The organism is Nitrococcus sp. (genome assembly GCF_059432795.1).
Genome location: NZ_JBXWZQ010000021.1, coordinates 1 through 19,188, shown reverse-complemented (window position 1 = coordinate 19,188; position 19,188 = coordinate 1). Strand labels below are relative to the sequence as shown.

The 19,188-nt window shown below is 63.9% G+C and carries 10 protein-coding genes; 8 read left to right on the top strand and 2 right to left on the bottom strand.

The annotated features are described in order from the left end of the window. Positions 1-314, top strand: a 314-nt coding sequence (locus AC52Q4_RS02000; protein ID WP_495535129.1) for a lipid-binding SYLF domain-containing protein, incomplete at its 5' end; no start/stop codon positions are given. A 166-nt stretch (positions 315-480) separates the two neighbouring features. Further along, positions 481-1,041, top strand: coding sequence for a retropepsin-like aspartic peptidase RloA3 (gene rloA3 / locus AC52Q4_RS01995; protein ID WP_495535128.1), 561 nt, complete (start codon positions 481-483; stop codon positions 1,039-1,041). A gap of 231 nt (positions 1,042-1,272) precedes the next feature. Here rloA3 and AC52Q4_RS01990 read toward each other — a convergent pair whose 3' ends face one another. Further along, positions 1,273-1,905: a class I SAM-dependent methyltransferase gene (locus AC52Q4_RS01990; RefSeq protein ID WP_495535127.1), complete on the bottom strand. Its 633-nt coding sequence runs from the start codon at positions 1,903-1,905 to the stop codon at positions 1,273-1,275. A 328-nt stretch (positions 1,906-2,233) separates the two neighbouring features. Here AC52Q4_RS01990 and glgB point away from each other — a divergent pair, with 328 nt between their 5' ends. The 6 genes from glgB to AC52Q4_RS01960 are packed head-to-tail and all read left to right on the top strand — an operon-like array spanning position 2,234 to position 18,806. Continuing rightward, positions 2,234-4,177, top strand: a complete 1,944-nt coding sequence (gene glgB / locus AC52Q4_RS01985) for a 1,4-alpha-glucan branching protein GlgB (RefSeq protein WP_495535126.1) — start codon at positions 2,234-2,236, stop codon at positions 4,175-4,177. A gap of 49 nt (positions 4,178-4,226) precedes the next feature. Continuing rightward, the gene (locus tag AC52Q4_RS01980) at positions 4,227-6,224 is read left to right on the top strand and encodes an alpha-1,4-glucan--maltose-1-phosphate maltosyltransferase (RefSeq protein WP_495535125.1); all 1,998 of its coding nucleotides are present in this window, start codon (positions 4,227-4,229) and stop codon (positions 6,222-6,224) included. Between the two features lie 32 nt (positions 6,225-6,256). Continuing rightward, complete coding sequence (gene treS / locus AC52Q4_RS01975; protein ID WP_495535124.1) at positions 6,257-9,616, top strand: maltose alpha-D-glucosyltransferase; 3,360 nt, start codon at positions 6,257-6,259, stop codon at positions 9,614-9,616. Then, positions 9,613-11,826 carry a glycogen debranching protein GlgX gene (gene glgX, locus AC52Q4_RS01970; RefSeq protein ID WP_495535123.1) on the top strand — a complete coding sequence of 738 codons (2,214 nt, stop codon included), beginning with the start codon at positions 9,613-9,615 and terminating at the stop codon, positions 11,824-11,826. Before treS ends, glgX begins: the two co-directional genes overlap by 4 nt. Continuing rightward, on the top strand, positions 11,823-13,655 hold the full coding sequence (gene treZ, locus AC52Q4_RS01965; RefSeq protein ID WP_495535122.1) for a malto-oligosyltrehalose trehalohydrolase: 1,833 nt from the start codon (positions 11,823-11,825) through the stop codon (positions 13,653-13,655). Before glgX ends, treZ begins: the two co-directional genes overlap by 4 nt. Before the next feature lie 9 nt (positions 13,656-13,664). Further along, positions 13,665-18,806 (top strand): malto-oligosyltrehalose synthase, encoded by a 5,142-nt coding sequence (locus AC52Q4_RS01960; RefSeq protein ID WP_495535121.1) that lies wholly within the window; start codon positions 13,665-13,667, stop codon positions 18,804-18,806. A 100-nt stretch (positions 18,807-18,906) separates the two neighbouring features. Here the strand turns inward: AC52Q4_RS01960 and AC52Q4_RS01955 are convergent. Further along, on the bottom strand, positions 18,907-19,188 hold a 282-nt coding region (locus tag AC52Q4_RS01955; RefSeq protein WP_495535120.1), incomplete at its 5' end, for an aldo/keto reductase.

The following is a 19,188-nucleotide window of genomic DNA, read 5'->3' as shown; positions in this document are numbered from 1 at the left end:
AAGGAAACTTCAAGTTCGGCGCCGATGTCGGCGTGACCGCCGGAACCGTTGGCGCACAGGCGGACATCAGCACCAAACCGGCGGCCATCGTTGCCTATCGACAAAACTCGCAGGGCCTGTTTGCCGGTGCCGAGATAAAAGGCACTCGACTGCAGATCAATCAGGACGCGAACGAGGAAGTCTACGGAAAAGCCGTGACCACGCGCGACCTGTTGCAGGGGAGCGCGGCGGTGAAGGCCAGCGGCGAAGTCGAGCCATTCACTCAGGCCTTGGATAAATTTGCGTCCCCGACGCAGAATAAGGCGGCCAAGTAGAATTCAGGTCCCTTCCACGAAATCAAGGCTTCGATTGACGCCACCCACGGCGAGGCCGGCATCCGGACAATTAGCGGTCCGGGTTCCGCTCTCGCCGGCGTGGTAGGCGGGCGATCGATCGGGCGTTGGTTCATTTCTTCACTGTACGGAGAGCACGACGGATCTCATGCCAGTAAAAATCACCGCTATCGCCGCGTTTCTTGTCGGATTTTTCGGCATTGCATTGGCGCACGCTCACGACCGAGCCGTTTTCGGCTGGGTGGAAATGGCGACCATTGAACCCTGGGACACGAAAGTAAAGGCAAAGGCCGACACCGGCGCCCTCACCTCCTCCATGCATGCGGAGGATGTTGAGGAATTCGAGAAAAACGATGAAAACTGGGTGCGCTTCACGATCGAGATCACGGATGAGGCCAACGGCGAGAAGGTGTCGAAAGCCTTTGAAAAGCCCGTTTACCGTCACCTGGTGGTCCATGGCGCCGGTGGCCAAGACCGCCGACCGGTCGTCCTGATGAAACTCTGCATCGCGGATACGATCTACGAAGAGCAATTCAGCCTCGAAGATCGCGACGATATGAACTACCCGGTTTTATTGGGCCGGCGAACCATTCAAAGCCTGGGTTTCATCGACGTCACCCGAACCTTCACGCGCGAGCCGCAGTGTGGCGGAACCTCATCCGTACAGCGGCATCGCGATAAGGAAGCGGACGAGGATATCGGTATCTAGCCGGTCCGGAGAGGTGTGCCGCCCTCGGAGGTCCCCCTGAACCGGCATCGCGCCAAGCGCGACGAGTGGCCGCGGGAAGGGGGCCTCGAGCGGCCGAACCATAAAAACCCATTGCCTCGCTGTACAGCCCGTTACTCGCCAAGGAAGCCGGCGTCAGCCAACCGCGTGCCATCGCCACCGCGTACCGACAAATCGCGGCTTGTCGATTCACAGATACGGGCCGGCGCCCCATCACAACGGCGGCTTCGCCGCGACCACGCTCATCAGCCCCCATAACCAACTGATCTTATAACGTTGTTGCAGAAACGGCGGGAGCCCGGCCGCCTGCAGCATCCGCACGCACTGTGCCATTGTGTAAGTGCGATGATGCGCCGCGTTGAAACGCCGGAGCCAACGATCCAATAACCGACAGGTCCAAAAATCCGCGCACCAGTCGGTGATGCCGACGTACCCCCGTGGCCGGACCACCCGCCTCATCTCCGCCAGAGCGCGAGCGGGATCGCGAAAGTAGTGCAGTGCGCTCGTGGAGATCACCACATCGAAGGCCTCGTCGGTCAACGGCAACGTTTCCGCGCCGGCCACGCACAGCCGAGCGCCGTCGCCGAGCTTCGCGGCGGCGAGCGCGAGCATCTCGGCGGAGACATCGATTCCGGTGAGCGCCGCCTGCGGATAACGCCGACGCAGCGCGTGTAACAGCGCCCCCGTGCCGCAGCCGATGTCGAGAATCCGCGAGCGGGGCGGGATCGGCACGCGACGCAACGTTTCTTCGACGCTGTATGAAACATAGAACGACCAGCGATGGTCATAATGAGGTGACAGCCGCGCGTATTCGCTGCGAACGGGGTCATTTGCCGCTGGCCTCATGGAGCGCTCCGCTGCTTGGACGCCAAGGCCGCGTCAAGCGAGGCCCGGGTGAGGGTCTGAAAATTCACGCGAAGAAGACGAATTTATGCGAGGCTACGGAGTAAGCAGAACAACGAGTGGCGAACCGCATCGCGCAAACCCGCCTGTTTTGTTCAAGCCCGTTCCGCGGATCGCGTCGACATCGCCTTGAACGCGTCACTGCGGTAGCGGGAGCCATTTACGCCGCCGCCGCAGCGCTCACGGAGCAGCGGGCGGATTTTCGAACCAATTCACAACGACGCAGCCCCTTGTCTTGACACCGATTAAAGTGGGGTTAAACGTTTTCACTATGAGTTCACTCGTCTCGAACGCCAGTACGCAAGTTCGCCATGACGTCAGCTTACTGACCGAGCACGACGTCTATCTGTTCAAGCAGGGCGCTCATTTTCGACTCTACGAGAAGCTGGGTGCCCACCCGCTGACCTCACAAGACGTGGCGGGAACCTATTTCGCCGTCTGGGCACCCAATGCCGAGCAGGTATCGGTCATCGGCGAGTTCAACGCCTGGCAACCCGCGGCCCATACGCTCGCCCCGCGGGACGATCAATCCGGCATCTGGGAAGGCTTCATCGCCGGCGTCGGTCACGGCGCGTTGTACAAGTATCACGTCGAGTCCGGTTGGCACAGGTATCGCGCGGATAAGGGCGACCCGTTCGCTTGCTATTCGGAGGTTCCGCCCGGCACGTCCTCGCGCATCTGGCAGCCACGCTATACATGGGAGGATGCGCAGTGGATGGAGGAGCGGCAGCGCGCCAATGCGCTTGATGCGCCGATCTCCATCTACGAGGTACACCTCGGCTCGTGGCGCCGTTCGCCCGAAACGCCTGACGAGCCGCTCAACTATCGTGAGCTCGCGCATGCGCTCGCCGATCATGTCCGGGAGACGGGCTTTACGCACGTCGAAATCCTACCCGTCATGGAACACCCGTTCTATGGGTCGTGGGGCTACCAGGTGGTCGGCTATTTCGCGCCGACAGCCCGCTACGGTACTCCCGAAGACTTCATGTACTTCGTCGACCACCTGCATCGGAACGGCATCGGCGTCATTCTCGACTGGGTACCCTCTCACTTCCCGGGCGATGGCCATGGGTTAGCCTATTTCGACGGCACTTATCTCTATGAGCATGCCGATCCGAAAAAGGGCTTCCATCCCGAGTGGAACAGCTATATCTTCAACTACGGCCGCCACGAGGTGCGCTCGTTTCTCGTGAGCAGCGCCCTGCACTGGCTGGACCGCTACCATCTCGATGGCCTGCGCGTGGATGCGGTCGCATCCATGCTCTATCTCGACTACGGACGCAAGCAGGGCGAGTGGATTCCAAACGAGCACGGCGGCAACGAGAATCTCGATGCCATCGCCATGCTGCGCAGCCTCAGCGAAGCCGCCTATCGGGACTACCCCGACGTGCAGATCATTGCCGAGGAATCCACGGCTTGGCCCATGGTCTCGCGCCCCGTTTACCTCGGTGGCCTGGGCTTTGGCATGAAGTGGAACATGGGCTGGATGCACGACACCCTGAACTACTTCGCGCAGGACCCCATCTATCGCAAGCACCACCACGACCAGCTGACCTTCAGCCTGTGGTATGCGTTCAACGAAAATTTCATCCTCCCGCTCTCCCATGACGAGGTTGTGCACGGCAAAGGCTCCCTGCTCGGCAAGATGCCCGGGGACGAATGGCAGAAGTTCGCCGGCCTGCGCCTGCTCTATGGCTACATGTGGGCCCATCCCGGCAAGAAGCTGCTGTTCATGGGCGGCGAGCTCGGTCAACGGCGGGAATGGAATCACGATACGAGTCTCGACTGGCACTTGCTCGAGCAGCCGCTCTCACAGGGAACGCAGCGCTGGCTGCACGATCTGAACCGTTGCTATCGCCAAGAGCCGGCGCTTTATCAGATCGACTTTGCCGCGGGCGGGTTCGAATGGATAGACGCCCACGACTGGGAGAAAAGTGTCATCAGCTTCCTGCGCCACGGTCGCGACTCCGGAGAACTCGTGCTGGTGGTCTGCAACTTCACCCCGGTGGAGCGAAGCAACTATCGACTGGGCGTGCCGTTCGGCGGTTCCTGGCGGGAGATCCTCAACAGTGACGCGGAATTCTACGGCGGCACGGGGCGGGGCAATTTCGGCGGTCTCGAATCCGCGCCCATCCCCCAGCACGGACGTTACCACTCGTTGTCGTTGACGCTCCCGCCGCTCGGCGTGCTTTATCTGAAACCGATGCACAATTGAGCGCTTATCTCGGGCGCCTTGCGTTTTGCGAACAAGGGGGGTTGCGCAAATGGCCACATCAGCGCAAAGCGACGGCCGCCGGCGCGTTGTGATTGAAGGCGTCACACCCGAGGTGGATGCAGGGCGTTTTCCGATCAAGCGCACGCTCGGTGAGACGGTCGTCGTGGAAGCGGACGCCTTCGTTGACGGACACGACCACCTCGCCTGCGTGCTGCGTTACCGCAAGGCGGGCGCCGGGAGCTGGCACGAGGTCGCGATGCAGCCGCAGGGCAACGACCGCTGGCGAGGCGAGTTCCGCGTAAGCGAACTCGGCCGTTACGGCTACACCGTCAACGCGTGGGTGGACCATTTCGCCACATGGTGCGCGGAGCTTGAAAAGCGCGTGAATGCGCAGGACATCGCCACGGCACTGGAGATCGGTGCTGAGCTCGTGGAAGGCGCGGCGGCACGTGCGCAGGATGCAGACGCTGCACAGTTGCACACCCATGCGAAAGCGCTGCGCGGCGAAGGCGATCCATTCACGCGCCGCTCGCGGGCCTTCGACCCGGCGCTCTCCGGGCTCATGGCAAGAACAGCGGATCGCACACTGGCAACCCACTACGAGCGCGAGCTCGGCGTGGTCGTGGACCTGATGCGCGCCCGCTACAGCACTTGGTATGAGCTATTTCCACGCTCCTGCGTGCACGAGGCGGGGCAGCACGGCAGTCTGCGAAGTTGCGCGGAACGCCTGCCCGACATCGCCGCCATGGGCTTTGACGTGCTTTACCTGCCGCCCATTCATCCGATCGGCCTGACGGCGCGCAAGGGCCGCAACAACGCCTTGATCGCCGATGCAGCAGATCCCGGCAGTCCATGGGCGATCGGCTCCGAGGCCGGCGGCCACAAGGCCGTCCATCCGCAGCTCGGCACGTTGGAGGATTTTCGCTATCTGGTGGATTGCGCCCGCGAACGAGGGCTCGATGTCGCGCTCGACATCGCTTTCCAGTGCTCCCCGGACCACCCCTACGTCAAGGAAGCGCCGCAATGGTTCAGGTGGCGACCGGACGGCACCGTGCAGTATGCGGAGAATCCACCCAAGAAATACCAGGACATCTATCCGTTCAACTTCGAGACCGAGGACTGGCAAGGGCTTTGGGACGAGCTCGAGGACGTATTCCTGTTCTGGATCGAACAGGGGGTGCGGATCTTCCGGGTCGACAATCCACACACCAAGCCCTTCCCGTTCTGGGAGTGGCTGATCACGCGCGTCAAAGCGCGACACCCCGAGACGATTTTTCTCGCGGAGGCCTTCACCCGGCCCAAGGTAATGCATCGCCTCGCCAAGCTCGGCTTCAGCCAGTCCTATACCTATTTCACCTGGCGCAATGGCAAACGCGAGCTCATGGACTATTTCGTCGAGCTCGCGCAGAGCGATTCGCGCGAGTACTTCCGGCCCAATCTCTGGCCGAACACACCCGATATTCTCAACGAGTATCTGCAGCTTGGCGGACGGCCGGCGTTCATGGCCCGGCTGGTGCTCGCCGCGACCCTCGGCGCAAGCTACGGTATCTACGGACCCGCCTTCGAGCTCTGCGAAGCCACGCCGCGCGAGCCCGGCAGCGAGGAATACCTGAACTCGGAGAAATACGAGGTCCGGGCCTGGGATCTGCAACGCCCGGACAGCCTCGCGGGGTTAATCGCTCGGGTGAACCGGATCCGCCGCGAGAATCCGGCCTTGCAGCACGACTGGAGCCTGCGTTTTCATCCCACCGACAACGAGGCCCTGATCTGTTACAGCAAACAGAGCGCCGCGCAGGACAACCTAATTCTTGCGGTGGTCAATCTCGATCCGCACCATCTACAGGCCGGCTGGGTGGATCTTCCGCTCGAGACGCTGCAGCTTCTCCCCGATCAACCTTTTCAGGTTCACGACCTGTTGAGCGATGCCCGCTATCTCTGGCAAGGCGCGCGCAATTACGTCGAGCTCGATCCACGCACCGTGCCCGCCCATATCTTTCGCGTGCGGCGGCACGTGCGCACGGAACGCGACTTCGATTATTTCATGTGAAAACGAGCCGGCGGAAAGGAGAATGCGCAGGCATGAACGAGCGCAGGAACAACAACAACGCCTCTGTCGAGGACGACCCGCTCTGGTACAAGGACGCGATTATCTACCACCTGCACGTCAAGTCATTTTTCGACTGCAGCAACGACGGCGTCGGCGACTTCCGCGGCCTGACCACAAAGCTCGACTACATACAGGATCTCGGCGCCACCACCATCTGGCTGCTGCCCTTCTACCCCTCGCCCATGCGCGACGATGGCTATGACATCGCCGATTACCGCAATATTCACGCCGCTTACGGAACCCGCCGCGATTTTCGCCACTTCGTACGCGAAGCGCATCGGCGCGGGATCCGCATCATCACCGAGCTCGTGATCAACCACACCTCCGATCAGCATCCCTGGTTCCAGGCCGCGCGCCATGCGCCGCACAACTCGCCCAAGCGCGATTTCTATCTGTGGAGCGCTACCGATAAACGCTTTCCCGAGACCCGCATCATCTTCACCGACACGGAGAGCTCGAACTGGGCGTGGGATCCACACGCGCAGGCGTATTACTGGCATCGCTTCTTCTCGCACCAGCCGGATTTGAACCACAACAACCCCGAGGTGGTCAGGGCGGTTACCCGCGTCATGCGTTTCTGGCTGGATATGGGCGTCGACGGCATGCGCCTCGATGCCATTCCCTATCTGTGCGTGCGCGAGGGCTCGACCAACGAGAATCTTCCCGAAACGCACCAGGTGGTCAAGCAAATGCGCGCGGTCGTCGACGGTCACTACCGCAACCGCATGTTTCTGGCCGAGGCGAACCAATGGCCAGAGGACGTGCGCGATTACTTCGGCGACGGCGACGAGTGCCATATGGCCTACCATTTCCCACTGATGCCGCGGATGTACATGGCCATCGCCCAGGAGGATCGCCACCCCATCGTGGAAATCATGGATCAGACCCCTAGCATCCCCGATAGCTGTCAGTGGGCGATATTTCTGCGCAACCACGACGAGCTCACCCTCGAGATGGTGACCGACGAGGAGCGCGACTACATGTATCAGGCCTATGCGGGCGATCCGCGCATGCGGGTGAATGTCGGCATCCGGCGCCGCCTCGCCCCCCTCATGGACAACGACAAAGACAAGATCAAGCTGATGAACAGCTTGCTCATGTCGATGCCGGGCTCGCCGATCATTTATTACGGCGATGAGATCGGCATGGGGGACAATATTTTCCTCGGCGACCGCAACGCCGTTCGCACGCCCATGCAGTGGACGCCCGACCGCAACGCCGGTTTCTCCCGGGCCGATCCGCAGCGGCTTTATCTGCCGCCGATTATGGACCCCATTTACGGCTATGAGGCGGTCAACGTGGAAGCCCAGAGCCGCGATCCCAGCTCGCTGCTCAACTGGACCAAACGCCTTATCGCCGTGCGCAAGGCGCATAAAGCATTCGGACGCGGGCGACTGGAGTTCATCAAGCCCGGCAATCGCAAAATCATCGCTTATCTGCGCGAGTACCAGGGCTCGATCATACTCTGCGTGGCGAATCTGGCGCGCTCGGCGCAACCGGTCGAGCTCGATCTCGCCCGCTTCCGGGGCCGGTTTCCCATCGAAATGATGGGACGCACGGCGTTTCCGCCGATCGGCGAGCTGCCCTATCTTCTCACGCTGGGAGGGCATAGTTTCTACTGGTTCCATCTCAGCGCCGAGGGCGAGGCGCCGTCCTGGCATCAAGAGAGCCTGCCGCCGAGCGAGCTGCCCGTGCTCGTCATGTTCGAGGGCTGGGACAGCTTCTTCCCGGACGAGGTCGCCGCGCCACGGCGGGGCATGGCCGAGCGCATGCGCGAGCGGCTTGTGACCGAGGCATTGCCCGCATTCCTGCCGGTGCGGCGTTGGTTCGCGGCGAAGGGCGATCGCATCGAGCGCGTCGAAATCGCCAAGCGGGTACCTTGGCACGAAGGCGACGACGGGTATCTGCTCGTCTGGGTCCGCGCGGTCCTAGCGGAGCGCGCCTCGCAGCTCTATTTCCTGCCGCTCGCGACGGCTTGGGGCGAGACCCGGGATGAGCACCTGCGCGAGCTCTTGCCCTACGCGCTCGCCCACATCAGGCGTCAGGCGCGGGTTGGCCTCCTCTACGATGCGTTGCGCGACGGCCGTTTCTGCCACGCGCTTGTCCGCGCGATGGCCCGTAACGAGCGCCATGAAGCGAACGGAGGGGCCCTGCGGTTCACCGCGACGGCGGCCTATTCGGAACGGCTCGCCGAGCGCGATCCCGACGCACTCGTCGCGCGCGCCCCGAGCGAGGGCAGCAATACGGCCATGATTCTCGGCGAGGAGCTTTTTCTCAAAGCGTACCGACGGCTGGAACCGGGCCTCAATCCGGAACTCGAGATGGGTCGCTTCCTGACGGAACGCTCTCCTTTTGCCAACGTCGTGCCGCTGCTCGGGGCGCTGGAGTACGAGGATCGCGACGGCATCACAACAACCCTCGTTTTGCTGCAGAAGTATGTGGCCGCGCAGGGGGATGCCTGGTCATACGTGGTGGACTACCTGCAGCGGTTTTTTGAGGACGCGCAGCTGCAACCCGCCGAGGAGGTGGAAACCGAGCTCGAAAACTGGCATGCCGCGCACGTGGGCCTGCTGCACACACTGGGTCTGCGCACCGGCGAGCTGCATCGCGCTTTGGTCCGGACCACTGGCGACCCCGCCTTTGACCCGCAGCCAGTGACCCCCGATGACCTCAGCCGCTGGGGCGCCGAGGTGCGCGAACAGGCCGAGACCACTCTGGAGCGTCTCGCGCGCGAAGCACAACACCTCCCCGAGACGACACGCCGCGCGGCCGAGCGGCTTCTTGCCGAGCGCCAGAGGCTGCTCGCTTGCATCGAGCGAGGCACACCGGCAAGCTTCCCGGGTCTGAAGACCCGCTTGCACGGCGACTACCATCTCGGTCAGGTGCTCGTTGTTGAAAACGATTTCGTGATCATCGACTTCGAGGGCGAACCGGCGCGCCCGCTCGCCGAGCGCCGTGAGAAACACTCGCCGCTGAAGGACGTCGCCGGCATGCTGCGCTCTTTCAGCTACGCGCTCCACTCCACGCTAACACACGTCACCGCCGAGCGCCCAAGCGACCGGGAGCGGCTCGCACCGTTCGCGCGGGATTGGGAGAACCGGGCGGGCGCGGCGTTTCTCGCCGGCTACGCCCAGGGGAGTCAGGGCGCCGGCATCTACCCCGAAACGCTCGATTCGGCAGCACCGCTGGTGAGCTTGTTCATTCTCGAGAAGGCGCTCTATGAGCTGCGCTACGAGCTGGACAATCGCCCCGACTGGATCGCGATTCCCCTTGCCGGGCTGCTCTCCGAGCTCGACCGCCGGGCCTACCGCAACGGCGAAGCGCCGGGATGAGGCACGAAGGCAGCGACTGGCAAAGCGACTTGGGCAGCACTAACCGCAGTGAGCGGCATACGACGGACGGGGCCGTGGACCGGATCTCATCAACTCATAAGCTGATCAGCAGCGTCTGGCCGGGTGAGCCCCATCCCCTCGGGGCGACCTGGGACGGTGAGGGCGTGAATTTCGCGCTGTTCTCCGAGCATGCCGAACGAGTCGAATTATGTTTGTTCGACTCACGGGGAAGACGCGAAGTGGCTCGGGTCGAGCTCACCGAACAGACCAATCTGGTCTGGCACTGCTATTTGCCGGAGGCGCGACCCGGACTGCTCTATGGCTATCGGGTGCATGGTCCCTACGAGCCGCAGCACGGGCACCGGTTCAACCCGAGCAAGCTCTTGCTCGACCCCTATGCGAAATCGATAGCCGGCTCCCTGCGTTGGAGCGATGCGCACTTCGGTTACCGGGTCGCGAGCAGCCGTGAGGATCTCTCGTTGGACCGCCGGGACAATGCTTACGGCATGCCCAAATGCCAGGTGATCGACCCGGCCTTCACGTGGGGGGACGACCGCCCTCCGGCGATCCCCTGGCATGACACGGTGATCTACGAGCTGCACGTCAAAGGGCTCACGGCCCTGCATCCCAAGCTCCCGCCTTGGCTGCGGGGCACCTACGCCGGCGTTGCGACCGAGCCGGTGATCGAGCACCTGCAGCGCCTCGGTATAACGACGGTGGAACTCATGCCGGTGCACACCGCCGTCAACGACCGCTACCTGGCCCAACAAGGGCTTAGCAATTACTGGGGCTACAATTCGATCGGTTACTTCGCCCCCGACATGCGTTTCGCGGCCAGCGACGGGGTCAACGAGTTCAAAACGGCAGTCAAGACCCTGCATTCGGCGGGCATCGAGGTCATTCTCGACGTCGTCTACAACCACACCGCCGAGGGCAATCACCTCGGGCCCACGCTGTGCTTTCGCGGTATCGACAACGCCGCCTATTATCGGCTGGCAGAAAACCCCCGCTATTACACCGACTACACGGGCTGCGGCAACACGCTGAACATGATGCACCCGCGAGTGCTGCAGCTCATCATGGACAGCCTGCGCTACTGGGTTCTGGAAATGCACGTCGACGGCTTCCGATTCGATCTCGCCTCCGCTCTGGCGCGCGAGCTGCACGAGGTCGATCGCCTCGGTGCCTTTTTCGATATCATCCACCAGGATCCCGTGCTCTCCCGGGTCAAGCTGATCGCCGAACCGTGGGATCTGGGCGAAGGCGGCTATCAGGTCGGCAACTTCCCGGTCGGCTGGACCGAATGGAACGGCAAATACCGCGACGCCGTGCGCTCGTATTGGAAGGGTGAGGGGGGGTTGATCGGCGAGCTCGCCTACCGGCTCACCGGTTCGAGCGACCTCTATGAGCGCAGCGGGCGCAGACCTTACGCCAGCATCAATTTTCTCACCGCGCACGATGGCTTCACGCTCGAGGACCTCGTCTCCTACAACGAGAAACACAACGAGGCGAACCGCGAGCACAATCGCGACGGCGAGAATCACAACCTGTCCTGGAACTGCGGTGTCGAAGGGCCGACCGACGATGCGGCAATCAGAACCTTGCGCGCCCGCCAGAAACGCAACTTCCTAGCGACGCTACTGCTCTCCCAGGGCGTGCCCATGCTGCTGGCCGGCGACGAGATGGGACGCAGTCAAGGCGGCAACAACAACGCCTACTGTCAGGACAACGAAATCTCCTGGGTAAGCTGGGCGCTGCGCCCGGAAGACGAGGAGTTGCTCGCGTTCGTGGCCGACCTCATCCGTCTGCGCAAGGCCCACCCGCTTTTCCGGCGCCGTAAGTTTTTCGTGGGACAACGCGACATCATTTGGTTCAACCCGAACGGCCGCGAAATGGACGAGGAAGAATGGCACCACGCTTTCGCGCGCGGCCTCGGCGTCTATCTGGCGGGGGGCGCGCTCGATGAGCAGGACGCCAGGGGACGCCGTGTAACCGACGATGATTTCCTATTGCTCCTCAACGCTCACTACGAGCCGATTCCGTTCGTCTTACCGCAGGCGGAATGGCCACTGCCATGGGAGCGGGTGATCGATACCGCCCAGGCAGCGAGCGATCGTGCGGGCCCTCATCACACGCCAGGCTCGACCTACCCGCTCGAGGCCCGTGCGCTGGCGCTCTTGACGGTCCGTAATCCCGGAGAAGGAACATGAAACGCCACTACTCCATGCCTTTCGGGGCGGAACCGCAGGCCGATGGCCGGGTACGGTTCCGCCTCTGGGCCCCCGCCCTCGAGCGGCTCACCCTGGCGCTGGAGAGCCCGGGCGAGGAGCGGCTTCTCGAGATGGAGCCGCGTGCGCGGGGGTGGTTCGAGCTCACCAGCGCCGAGGCCAGCCCCGGCAGCCGTTACCGCTTCGTCATGCCGGACGGGCTGCGTGTCCCCGACCCGGCCTCACGGTTCAATCCCGAGGATGTGCACGGCCCGAGCGAAGTGATCGACCCGGCGGTCTTCGTCTGGACCGACGCCGATTGGCAGGGGCGTCCATGGCAGGAGGCAGTGATCTATGAGCTGCACGTGGGTACGTTCAGCCCCAGCGGCACCTTCGACGGCGTGCGCGAGCGGCTCGACCATTTGGCAACCCTCGGCGTCACCGCGCTCGAGCTCATGCCGGTAGCGGATTTCCCGGGCGCGCGCAACTGGGGTTACGACGGCGTGCTGCCCTTTGCCCCCGATAGCCGATACGGCCATCCGGAACAGCTCAAGCGGCTCATCGAGGCGGCTCATCACCGTGGGCTCATGGTGCTGCTCGATGTCGTCTACAACCATTTCGGGCCCGAAGGCAATTATCTGCACGCGTATGCGCCTTCGTTCTTCAGCCGGCGTCATACGACGCCCTGGGGCGCGGCGCTCAACTTCGACGGTGAGGGTTGCCGGGAGGTGCGGCGTTTTTTCATCGCCAACGCGCTCTATTGGCTCGAGGAATTCAACCTCGACGGCCTGCGCCTCGACGCCGTGCACGCCATTTGCGATGAAAGCCAGCCCGATCTGCTGGTCGAACTCGCCGAAGCCGTGCATGCCGGACCGGGGCGCGCGCGCCCGCGGCATCTGGTGCTCGAAAACGACGACAATATCGCACGCTATCTGACACGCGAGGCAAAGCGCCCGCTCTGGTATACGGCGCAGTGGAACGATGATTGCCACCACGCGCTGCATGGGCTGCTCACCGGGGAATCGCAAGGCTACTATGCCGACTATGCGTCGGACCCGGCGGGCCACCTCGCACGCTGCCTGAGCGAGGGCTTCGCCTTTCAAGGCGAGCATTCGGCCTATCGTGGCGGCGAGCCACGCGGCGAGCCAAGCATCGGCCTGCCCGCCACGGCATTCGTCAATTTCCTGCAGAATCACGATCAGATCGGCAATCGGGCGCTCGGCGAACGCATCACGCAGCTTGCGAGCCCCCCCGCCGTGCGCGCGGCACACGCCCTGCTGCTCCTGGCGCCCTCGCCGCCGTTGTTGTTTATGGGCGAGGAATGGGACTGCACCTCGCCCTTCCCGTTCTTCTGCGATTTCGGCCCGGAGCTCAGTGAGGCGGTTCGCGAGGGGCGGCGCCGGGAGTTCGAGCGTTTCCCCGAATTCAACGCACCCGAGGCGCGCGCACGCATCCCCGACCCGAGCGAGGCTGCCACGTTTGCGCTGGCGGTCCTCGACTGGTCCGAGCTCACACAAGCCCAGCACGCCGACGTGCTAGCCTTGCACCGCGAGCTACTCACGCTGCGCCGCAATGTCATCGCACCCCGCCTGCCCCCGCTCAGCAGCCGCGCCGAACGGCTAGCCGAGCACGCGCTGCGCGTGGAATGGCGGCTCGCGGACGAGGCCTCGCTCGGGCTGCTCGCCAACCTGGGCAAGCAGCCCGTTACGCTTCCGGATACGCCGGCCGGTGAGCTGCTGTACGCAAGTGAGACGGCTTTTGGCGAGTGGCTGGGTCGCGGCGAACTTCCGCCGTGGTCCGTCGCCTGGTTTCTCGGGCCGCGCAGCGCATAGGAGCGCCACATGCACGATCCAGAGGCACTCGATCGGCTCGCGGTGCTCTGCGGCATTGCCCCCGATTACACCGACGTCTGGGGCGAGCAACATCGGGTTAGCCCAGAGACCAAGCGAGCGTTGCTCGCCGCCATGGGCGTGGCGGTTGCCGACGAGGCGCAGCTGCAGGCATCGCTCGCCGAGCGGGAGGACCGCCCTTGGCGGGCACCGCTGCCGCCGGTATGGGTTCACCGCCTCGGAGAGCACGCGCTGCGGGTTCCGGTCTCCCTTGCACTCGAGGCAGGCGGGGAGGCCCTGCACTGGCGGTTGCAGACCGAGGACGGCACGGAGCACCAGGGCGAGCTGCACACCGAGGCCCTGGAAGTCATCGCCGAGCGCGAAGTCGGCGGCAAAACCTGCCGCCGCTACATTTTCTCTCCCGATCTCGCGCTCCAGCCCGGCTATCACCGCTTGTATCTCACCCGTCACGGCGGGCCGGGCGAAACCGAGATGCCGCTCATCGTCGCACCGCCGGTGTGTTACCACCCGCCCGCGTTGGATGCCGAAGACCGCCGCCTGTGGGGACCGGCGGTACAGCTCTATGCGGTGCGCTCGCACCGTAACGCCGGAATCGGCGATTTCACCGATCTGCAACGCTTGGTCGAGCTGTGCCACGCCTCGGGAGCCGACCTCGTCGGGCTCAATCCCCTGCACAGCCTCTTCCCCAACAATCCGCCTCATGCCAGCCCGTACAGCCCCTCGAGCCGGCTCTTTCTCAACGTGCTCTACCTGGACATCGAGGCCATCCCAGAGTTCGACCAATGCAGCGCCGCCCGCGAGCTCATCACGGGCCCCGACTACCAGGCCCGGCTGGTGGCACTGCAAAACGCGTCCCTGCTCGACTATGGCGAGATCTGGTCGGTGAAGCTGGCCGTTCTGGAACGATTGTATGCCGATTTCCGCCGGCGGCATCTGACGCCCGCCAGCGAACGCGGCCAAGCGTTTCGCGACTTTCAAGCCAGCGGCGGCGAGGCGCTGGAACGGCTCGCCCGCTACGAGGCGCTGCAAGCGCACTTCCAGCAGCGCGATCCCGCGGTTTGGGGTTGGCCCGTCTGGCCGCCGGCCTACCGGGATCCGTGCGCCACCGCGGTCGACGAATTCGCCCAGCGCCAGCGCGAGCGAGTGGAGTTCTTCCAATATCTTCAGTGGCAGGCGGACGGGCAGCTGGAGGCAGCCAGCCGGCGCGCTCGTGACCTCGGGCTGGCCGTGGGCCTGTATCAGGATCTCGCCGTGAGCGTCGACCGGGCCGGCGCCGACGTATGGTCCGAGCAGAGTTTATATGCCGCCGGGGCGAGCATCGGCGCACCCCCCGACGATTTCAACCTGGAAGGCCAGAACTGGGGCTTGCCCCCCATGGTGCCCGAACGGCTGCGTGAACAGGCCTATGCTCCCTTCAGCGCCATGCTCCGGCAGAACATGCGCCATGCCGGGGCACTGCGCATCGATCACGTGATGGCGCTCATGCGGCTGTTCTGGGTGCCGCCGGGGGCGACGCCGGCCGAGGGAGCCTACGTGCATTACCCCGTCGACGATCTACTTGGAATCCTCGCGCTCGAGAGTCAGCGCAATTGCTGCCTCGTCATCGGCGAAGATCTGGGCACGTTGCCGGAGAGTCTGCGCGAGACCTTGGGTCCGCTCGGCGTGCTCTCCTACCGAATTCTTTATTTCGAGCGCGACGAAAGCGGTGATTTCAAAGCGCCCGGCCACTATCCCGAAAACGCCCTGGCGGCGATCACCACGCACGACCTGCCCACACTTGCCGGCTTTTGGCTCGGCCATGATCTTGCGTTGCGCCAACGCCTGAATCTTTTTCCGTCCGAGACGCTGCGCGACCAACAGATCGTCGGCCGTTCCCAGGACCGGGCGCGCCTTTTGCTCGCCTTGCAGCGCGAAGGCCTGCTCCCCCCGGAGCTCGAAGGCGATCCGGTGCAGATTCCGGAAATGACCGACGCGCTCATGCGCGCCGTCCATTGCCTCATGGCGCGAACTCCCGCTCGTCTCACCGTGTTTCAGCCAGAGGATGTCTTCGGCTGCGTGGAGCAAATCAACCTGCCCGGGACCACCGACGCCCATCCGAACTGGCGGCGTCGACTGCCGGTCGCGCTCGAGGACTGGTCAACCGATGCCCGCTTCATCGGTCTGTGCGAGGCGCTGCGCGAGACGCGCCCGGCGCCGACGCGCGCGCCGGCGCCGACGACCGGAGACGAACCGGCGCCGCGCGTACCGATTGCGACTTACCGCTTGCAGTTCAACCGCGACTTCACATTTGCCCAAGCCACCCGGCTGGTCGGGTATCTCCACGACCTCGGCATCAGCCACTGTTATGCCTCGCCTTATCTCAAAGCGCGGCCGGGCAGCAGCCACGGCTACGACATCATCGATCACTCGGCGCTCAACCCGGAAATCGGCAGTGACGAGGAGTTCGCGGCCTTCGTCACGGCCCTGCATGAGCATGGCATGGGACAAATCCTCGATATCGTCCCGAATCACATGGGCGTCATGGGCAGCGACAACCGCTGGTGGCTCGACGTGCTGGAGAATGGCCAGGCCTCGCCCTATGCCGAGTACTTCGAGATCGACTGGCGGCCGGTCAGAGAGGAGCTGCGTGGCAAGGTGCTATTACCGGTGCTCGGCGCGCCTTATGGTGCGGTCCTCGAGGCCGGTGAGCTGCGGCTGCAACTCCTGCCTGAGCAGGGTGAGCTCAGCGCCTACTACCACGAGCATCGCTTTCCCATCGACCCGGCAACCTATCCGGATGTGCTCGGACTGCAGATCGAGCGCCTGCCGCCGCGCCTGGGTGATGACGAGACCGCCATCATGGAGCTACGAAGCATCATCACCGCCTTCGCTCACCTGCCCTCACGCGAGGCGAGCGATGAAGCGATGCGTGAGGAGCGGCTTCGCGAGAAGGAGATCTGCAAGCGCCGGCTTGCCCGGCTTTGCCGGCAGGCGCCGGCCGTCTACGAGTTCCTGGCCGGCAACGTGGCGTTTTTCTGCGGCCGAAGCGGCGAGCCAGAGAGCTTTGAGCCGCTGCACCGCCTGCTCGAACAGCAAGCGTATCGGCTGGCCCATTGGCAGGTGGCCGCCGACGAGATCAACTACCGGCGCTTTTTCGATGTCAATGAGCTGGCTGCCCTGCGCATGGAGAATCCGCAGGTATTCGAGGCCGCGCACGAGCGCGTCTTCGAGTGGCTCGCGAACGGCCAGATCGACGGTCTGCGCGTTGATCATCCCGACGGACTCTATGATCCCCTGGGCTATTGCCGCTTGCTCGCGCAGCGCGCCCGAGCGCCGGCCGCGCCAACATCCGGTGACCTCACGCAACCCAGCCCGCCGCCGTATCTGGTGGTGGAGAAGATCCTTGCCGGCTACGAGCATCTGCCCGAGCACTGGCCGGTCGCCGGAACCACCGGGTACGATTTCGCCCAGGCCGTGAATGGCCTGTTCGTATACGCGCCGGCCGAACCGGCCTTCGAGCGGATCTACCAGCGCTTTCTCGGCAAGCGGATCGAATTCGACGAGCTTCTCTACGATTGCAAAAAGCTCATCATTCGGGTCCATCTCTCGAGCGAGCTTACCGTGCTCACCAATCGCCTCAACCGCATCGCCCAGGCGAGCTGGCGCACCCGCGACTACACCTTGAACGGTCTGCGTGACGCGCTGGCCGAGATCGTCGCGTGTTTCCCGGTGTACCGAACGTATATCAGCGAGGATGGCGTAAGCAGCGAGGACCGGCGTTACGTCGACTGGGCGGTTGCGCAGGCCAAGCGGCGCGGCCGCGCCACCAGCACCGGAGTCTTCGATTTCATTCGCGGGCTCATGCTGGGCGAGGGTCTCGATTCCGCCTCCGAAGCGCGGCGCGAGGAGGCGTTGCAGTTCACTCTGAAACTCCAACAGTATACGGCGCCGGTGATGGCGAAGGGGCTCGAAGATACTTCATTTTATATCTACAACCGACTGATTTCACTTAATGACGTGGGAGGTGATCCGCGCCGGTTCGGTCTGTCGGTCGCTGCCTTCCACCATTTCAACCATGAACAGGCCCGGCGTTGGCGCCACGCCCTGCTCGCCACGTCCACGCACGACAACAAGCGCAGCGAGGATGTGCGCGCACGTATCAACGTGCTCAGCGAGCTGCCCAGCCTCTGGCGTGGCCGCCTCGCGCGCTGGCGGCGCATGAACCGCACCAAAGTGCGCCTGCTGGACGCCGCGCCGGCCCCCTCGCGCAACGATCAGTATCTGTTCTACCAGACGCTGGTCGGTGCCTGGCCGCTCGATCTGAGCAGCGACGCCGAGCTCGCCACTTTTTGCGAGCGCATCGAAGCCTACCTGCTCAAGGCCGTGCGCGAGGCCAAGGACCGGACGTCGTGGCTGAACCCTAATCCGGAGTATGAAGAGGCGCTCGTGAAGTTCGTCCGCGCGGCGCTCGCTTCGCTGCAGGACAACCCCTTTCTCAGCGATTTTCGCGCCTTCATCGGCCCGCTCTCCCACTACGGGCTGCTCAACAGTCTCGCGCAGACGCTGCTCAAGCTGACTTCCCCGGGCGTGCCGGATATCTATCAAGCCAATGAGCTCTGGGATTTCAGCCTGGTGGATCCGGACAACCGCCGGCCGGTGGATTATCACCACCGCGAGCGCCTGCTCAATGAGATACGCAACCTGACGATCGACGCGGCCGATACCACTGAACGGCTGGCGGAGTTGCTTGAGAAGCTCCCCGACGGGCGCCTGAAGCTCTATCTTACCCGCCAAATCCTGTGGTTGCGGCACGGCCATCGCGCCCTGTTTCAGGACGGCGATTATCGGGCACTCGCCACGCAGGGCGCTCGGGCCGAGCACCTCTGCGCTTTCGCACGCCGGTATGAATCGGAAGTAGCGGTGATCGTCACGGGCCGCTGGTTCGCGCGCCTGGCGGCCGAGAGCGGCGGGCTTGCGCAGGCCGACGCGGTGTGGGCCGACACCTGGATCGAGGCCCCCTCGGCCGGTCACTACCGCAATGCGCTGACCGGCGAGCGCCTGTTGGCCGAGGAATCCGCGAACGGCGCCTGGTTTGCCGCAGCCGAGCTTTTTCGTTGCCTGCCAGCGGTCGTGTTATCACACGAGCCGGCCTGAGATGGCCGCGAGCGCTGGCCAAACTTGCCCGCTCGGAGTGAGCCGCGGTGCTGTAGGCGGCGCTCGCCGCAGAACGCGACCGGCTAACAGGGTGTTGGCCTCAGCGGCATCCCACCACGCTGTGCGGCACGTAGAAGTCCTCCAGGCGCTCGATCTCCGCGTCATCGAGCTTGATGTCGACCGCCGCGGCCGCCTCGTCCAAATGCCTGAGTTTGCTTGCCCCGATAATCGGCGCCGTGACCACCGGCTTGGAGAGGAGCCAGGCGAGCGCGCTCTGCGCCGTCGAAATACCGCGATCGGAGGCCACGGCCTGATTCGCGCCGATCACGGGGTAGTCCACCTGTTGTCCCAGGCTCCAGAGTTTGATTTTCTCATCCGCGCG

Bases quoted from the DNA above. Each gene is read 5' to 3' on its own strand.
- AC52Q4_RS01960 (WP_495535121.1), top strand. From the start codon at position 13,665: ATGCACGATCCAGAGGCACTCGATCGGCTCGCGGTGCTCTGCGGCATT.
- glgX (WP_495535123.1), top strand. From the start codon at position 9,613: ATGAGGCACGAAGGCAGCGACTGGCAAAGCGACTTGGGCAGCACTAAC.
- AC52Q4_RS01980 (WP_495535125.1), top strand. From the start codon at position 4,227: ATGGCCACATCAGCGCAAAGCGACGGCCGCCGGCGCGTTGTGATTGAA.
- treZ (WP_495535122.1), top strand. From the start codon at position 11,823: ATGAAACGCCACTACTCCATGCCTTTCGGGGCGGAACCGCAGGCCGAT.
- AC52Q4_RS01990 (WP_495535127.1), bottom strand. From the start codon at position 1,905: ATGAGGCCAGCGGCAAATGACCCCGTTCGCAGCGAATACGCGCGGCTG.
- glgB (WP_495535126.1), top strand. From the start codon at position 2,234: ATGAGTTCACTCGTCTCGAACGCCAGTACGCAAGTTCGCCATGACGTC.
- rloA3 (WP_495535128.1), top strand. From the start codon at position 481: ATGCCAGTAAAAATCACCGCTATCGCCGCGTTTCTTGTCGGATTTTTC.
- treS (WP_495535124.1), top strand. From the start codon at position 6,257: ATGAACGAGCGCAGGAACAACAACAACGCCTCTGTCGAGGACGACCCG.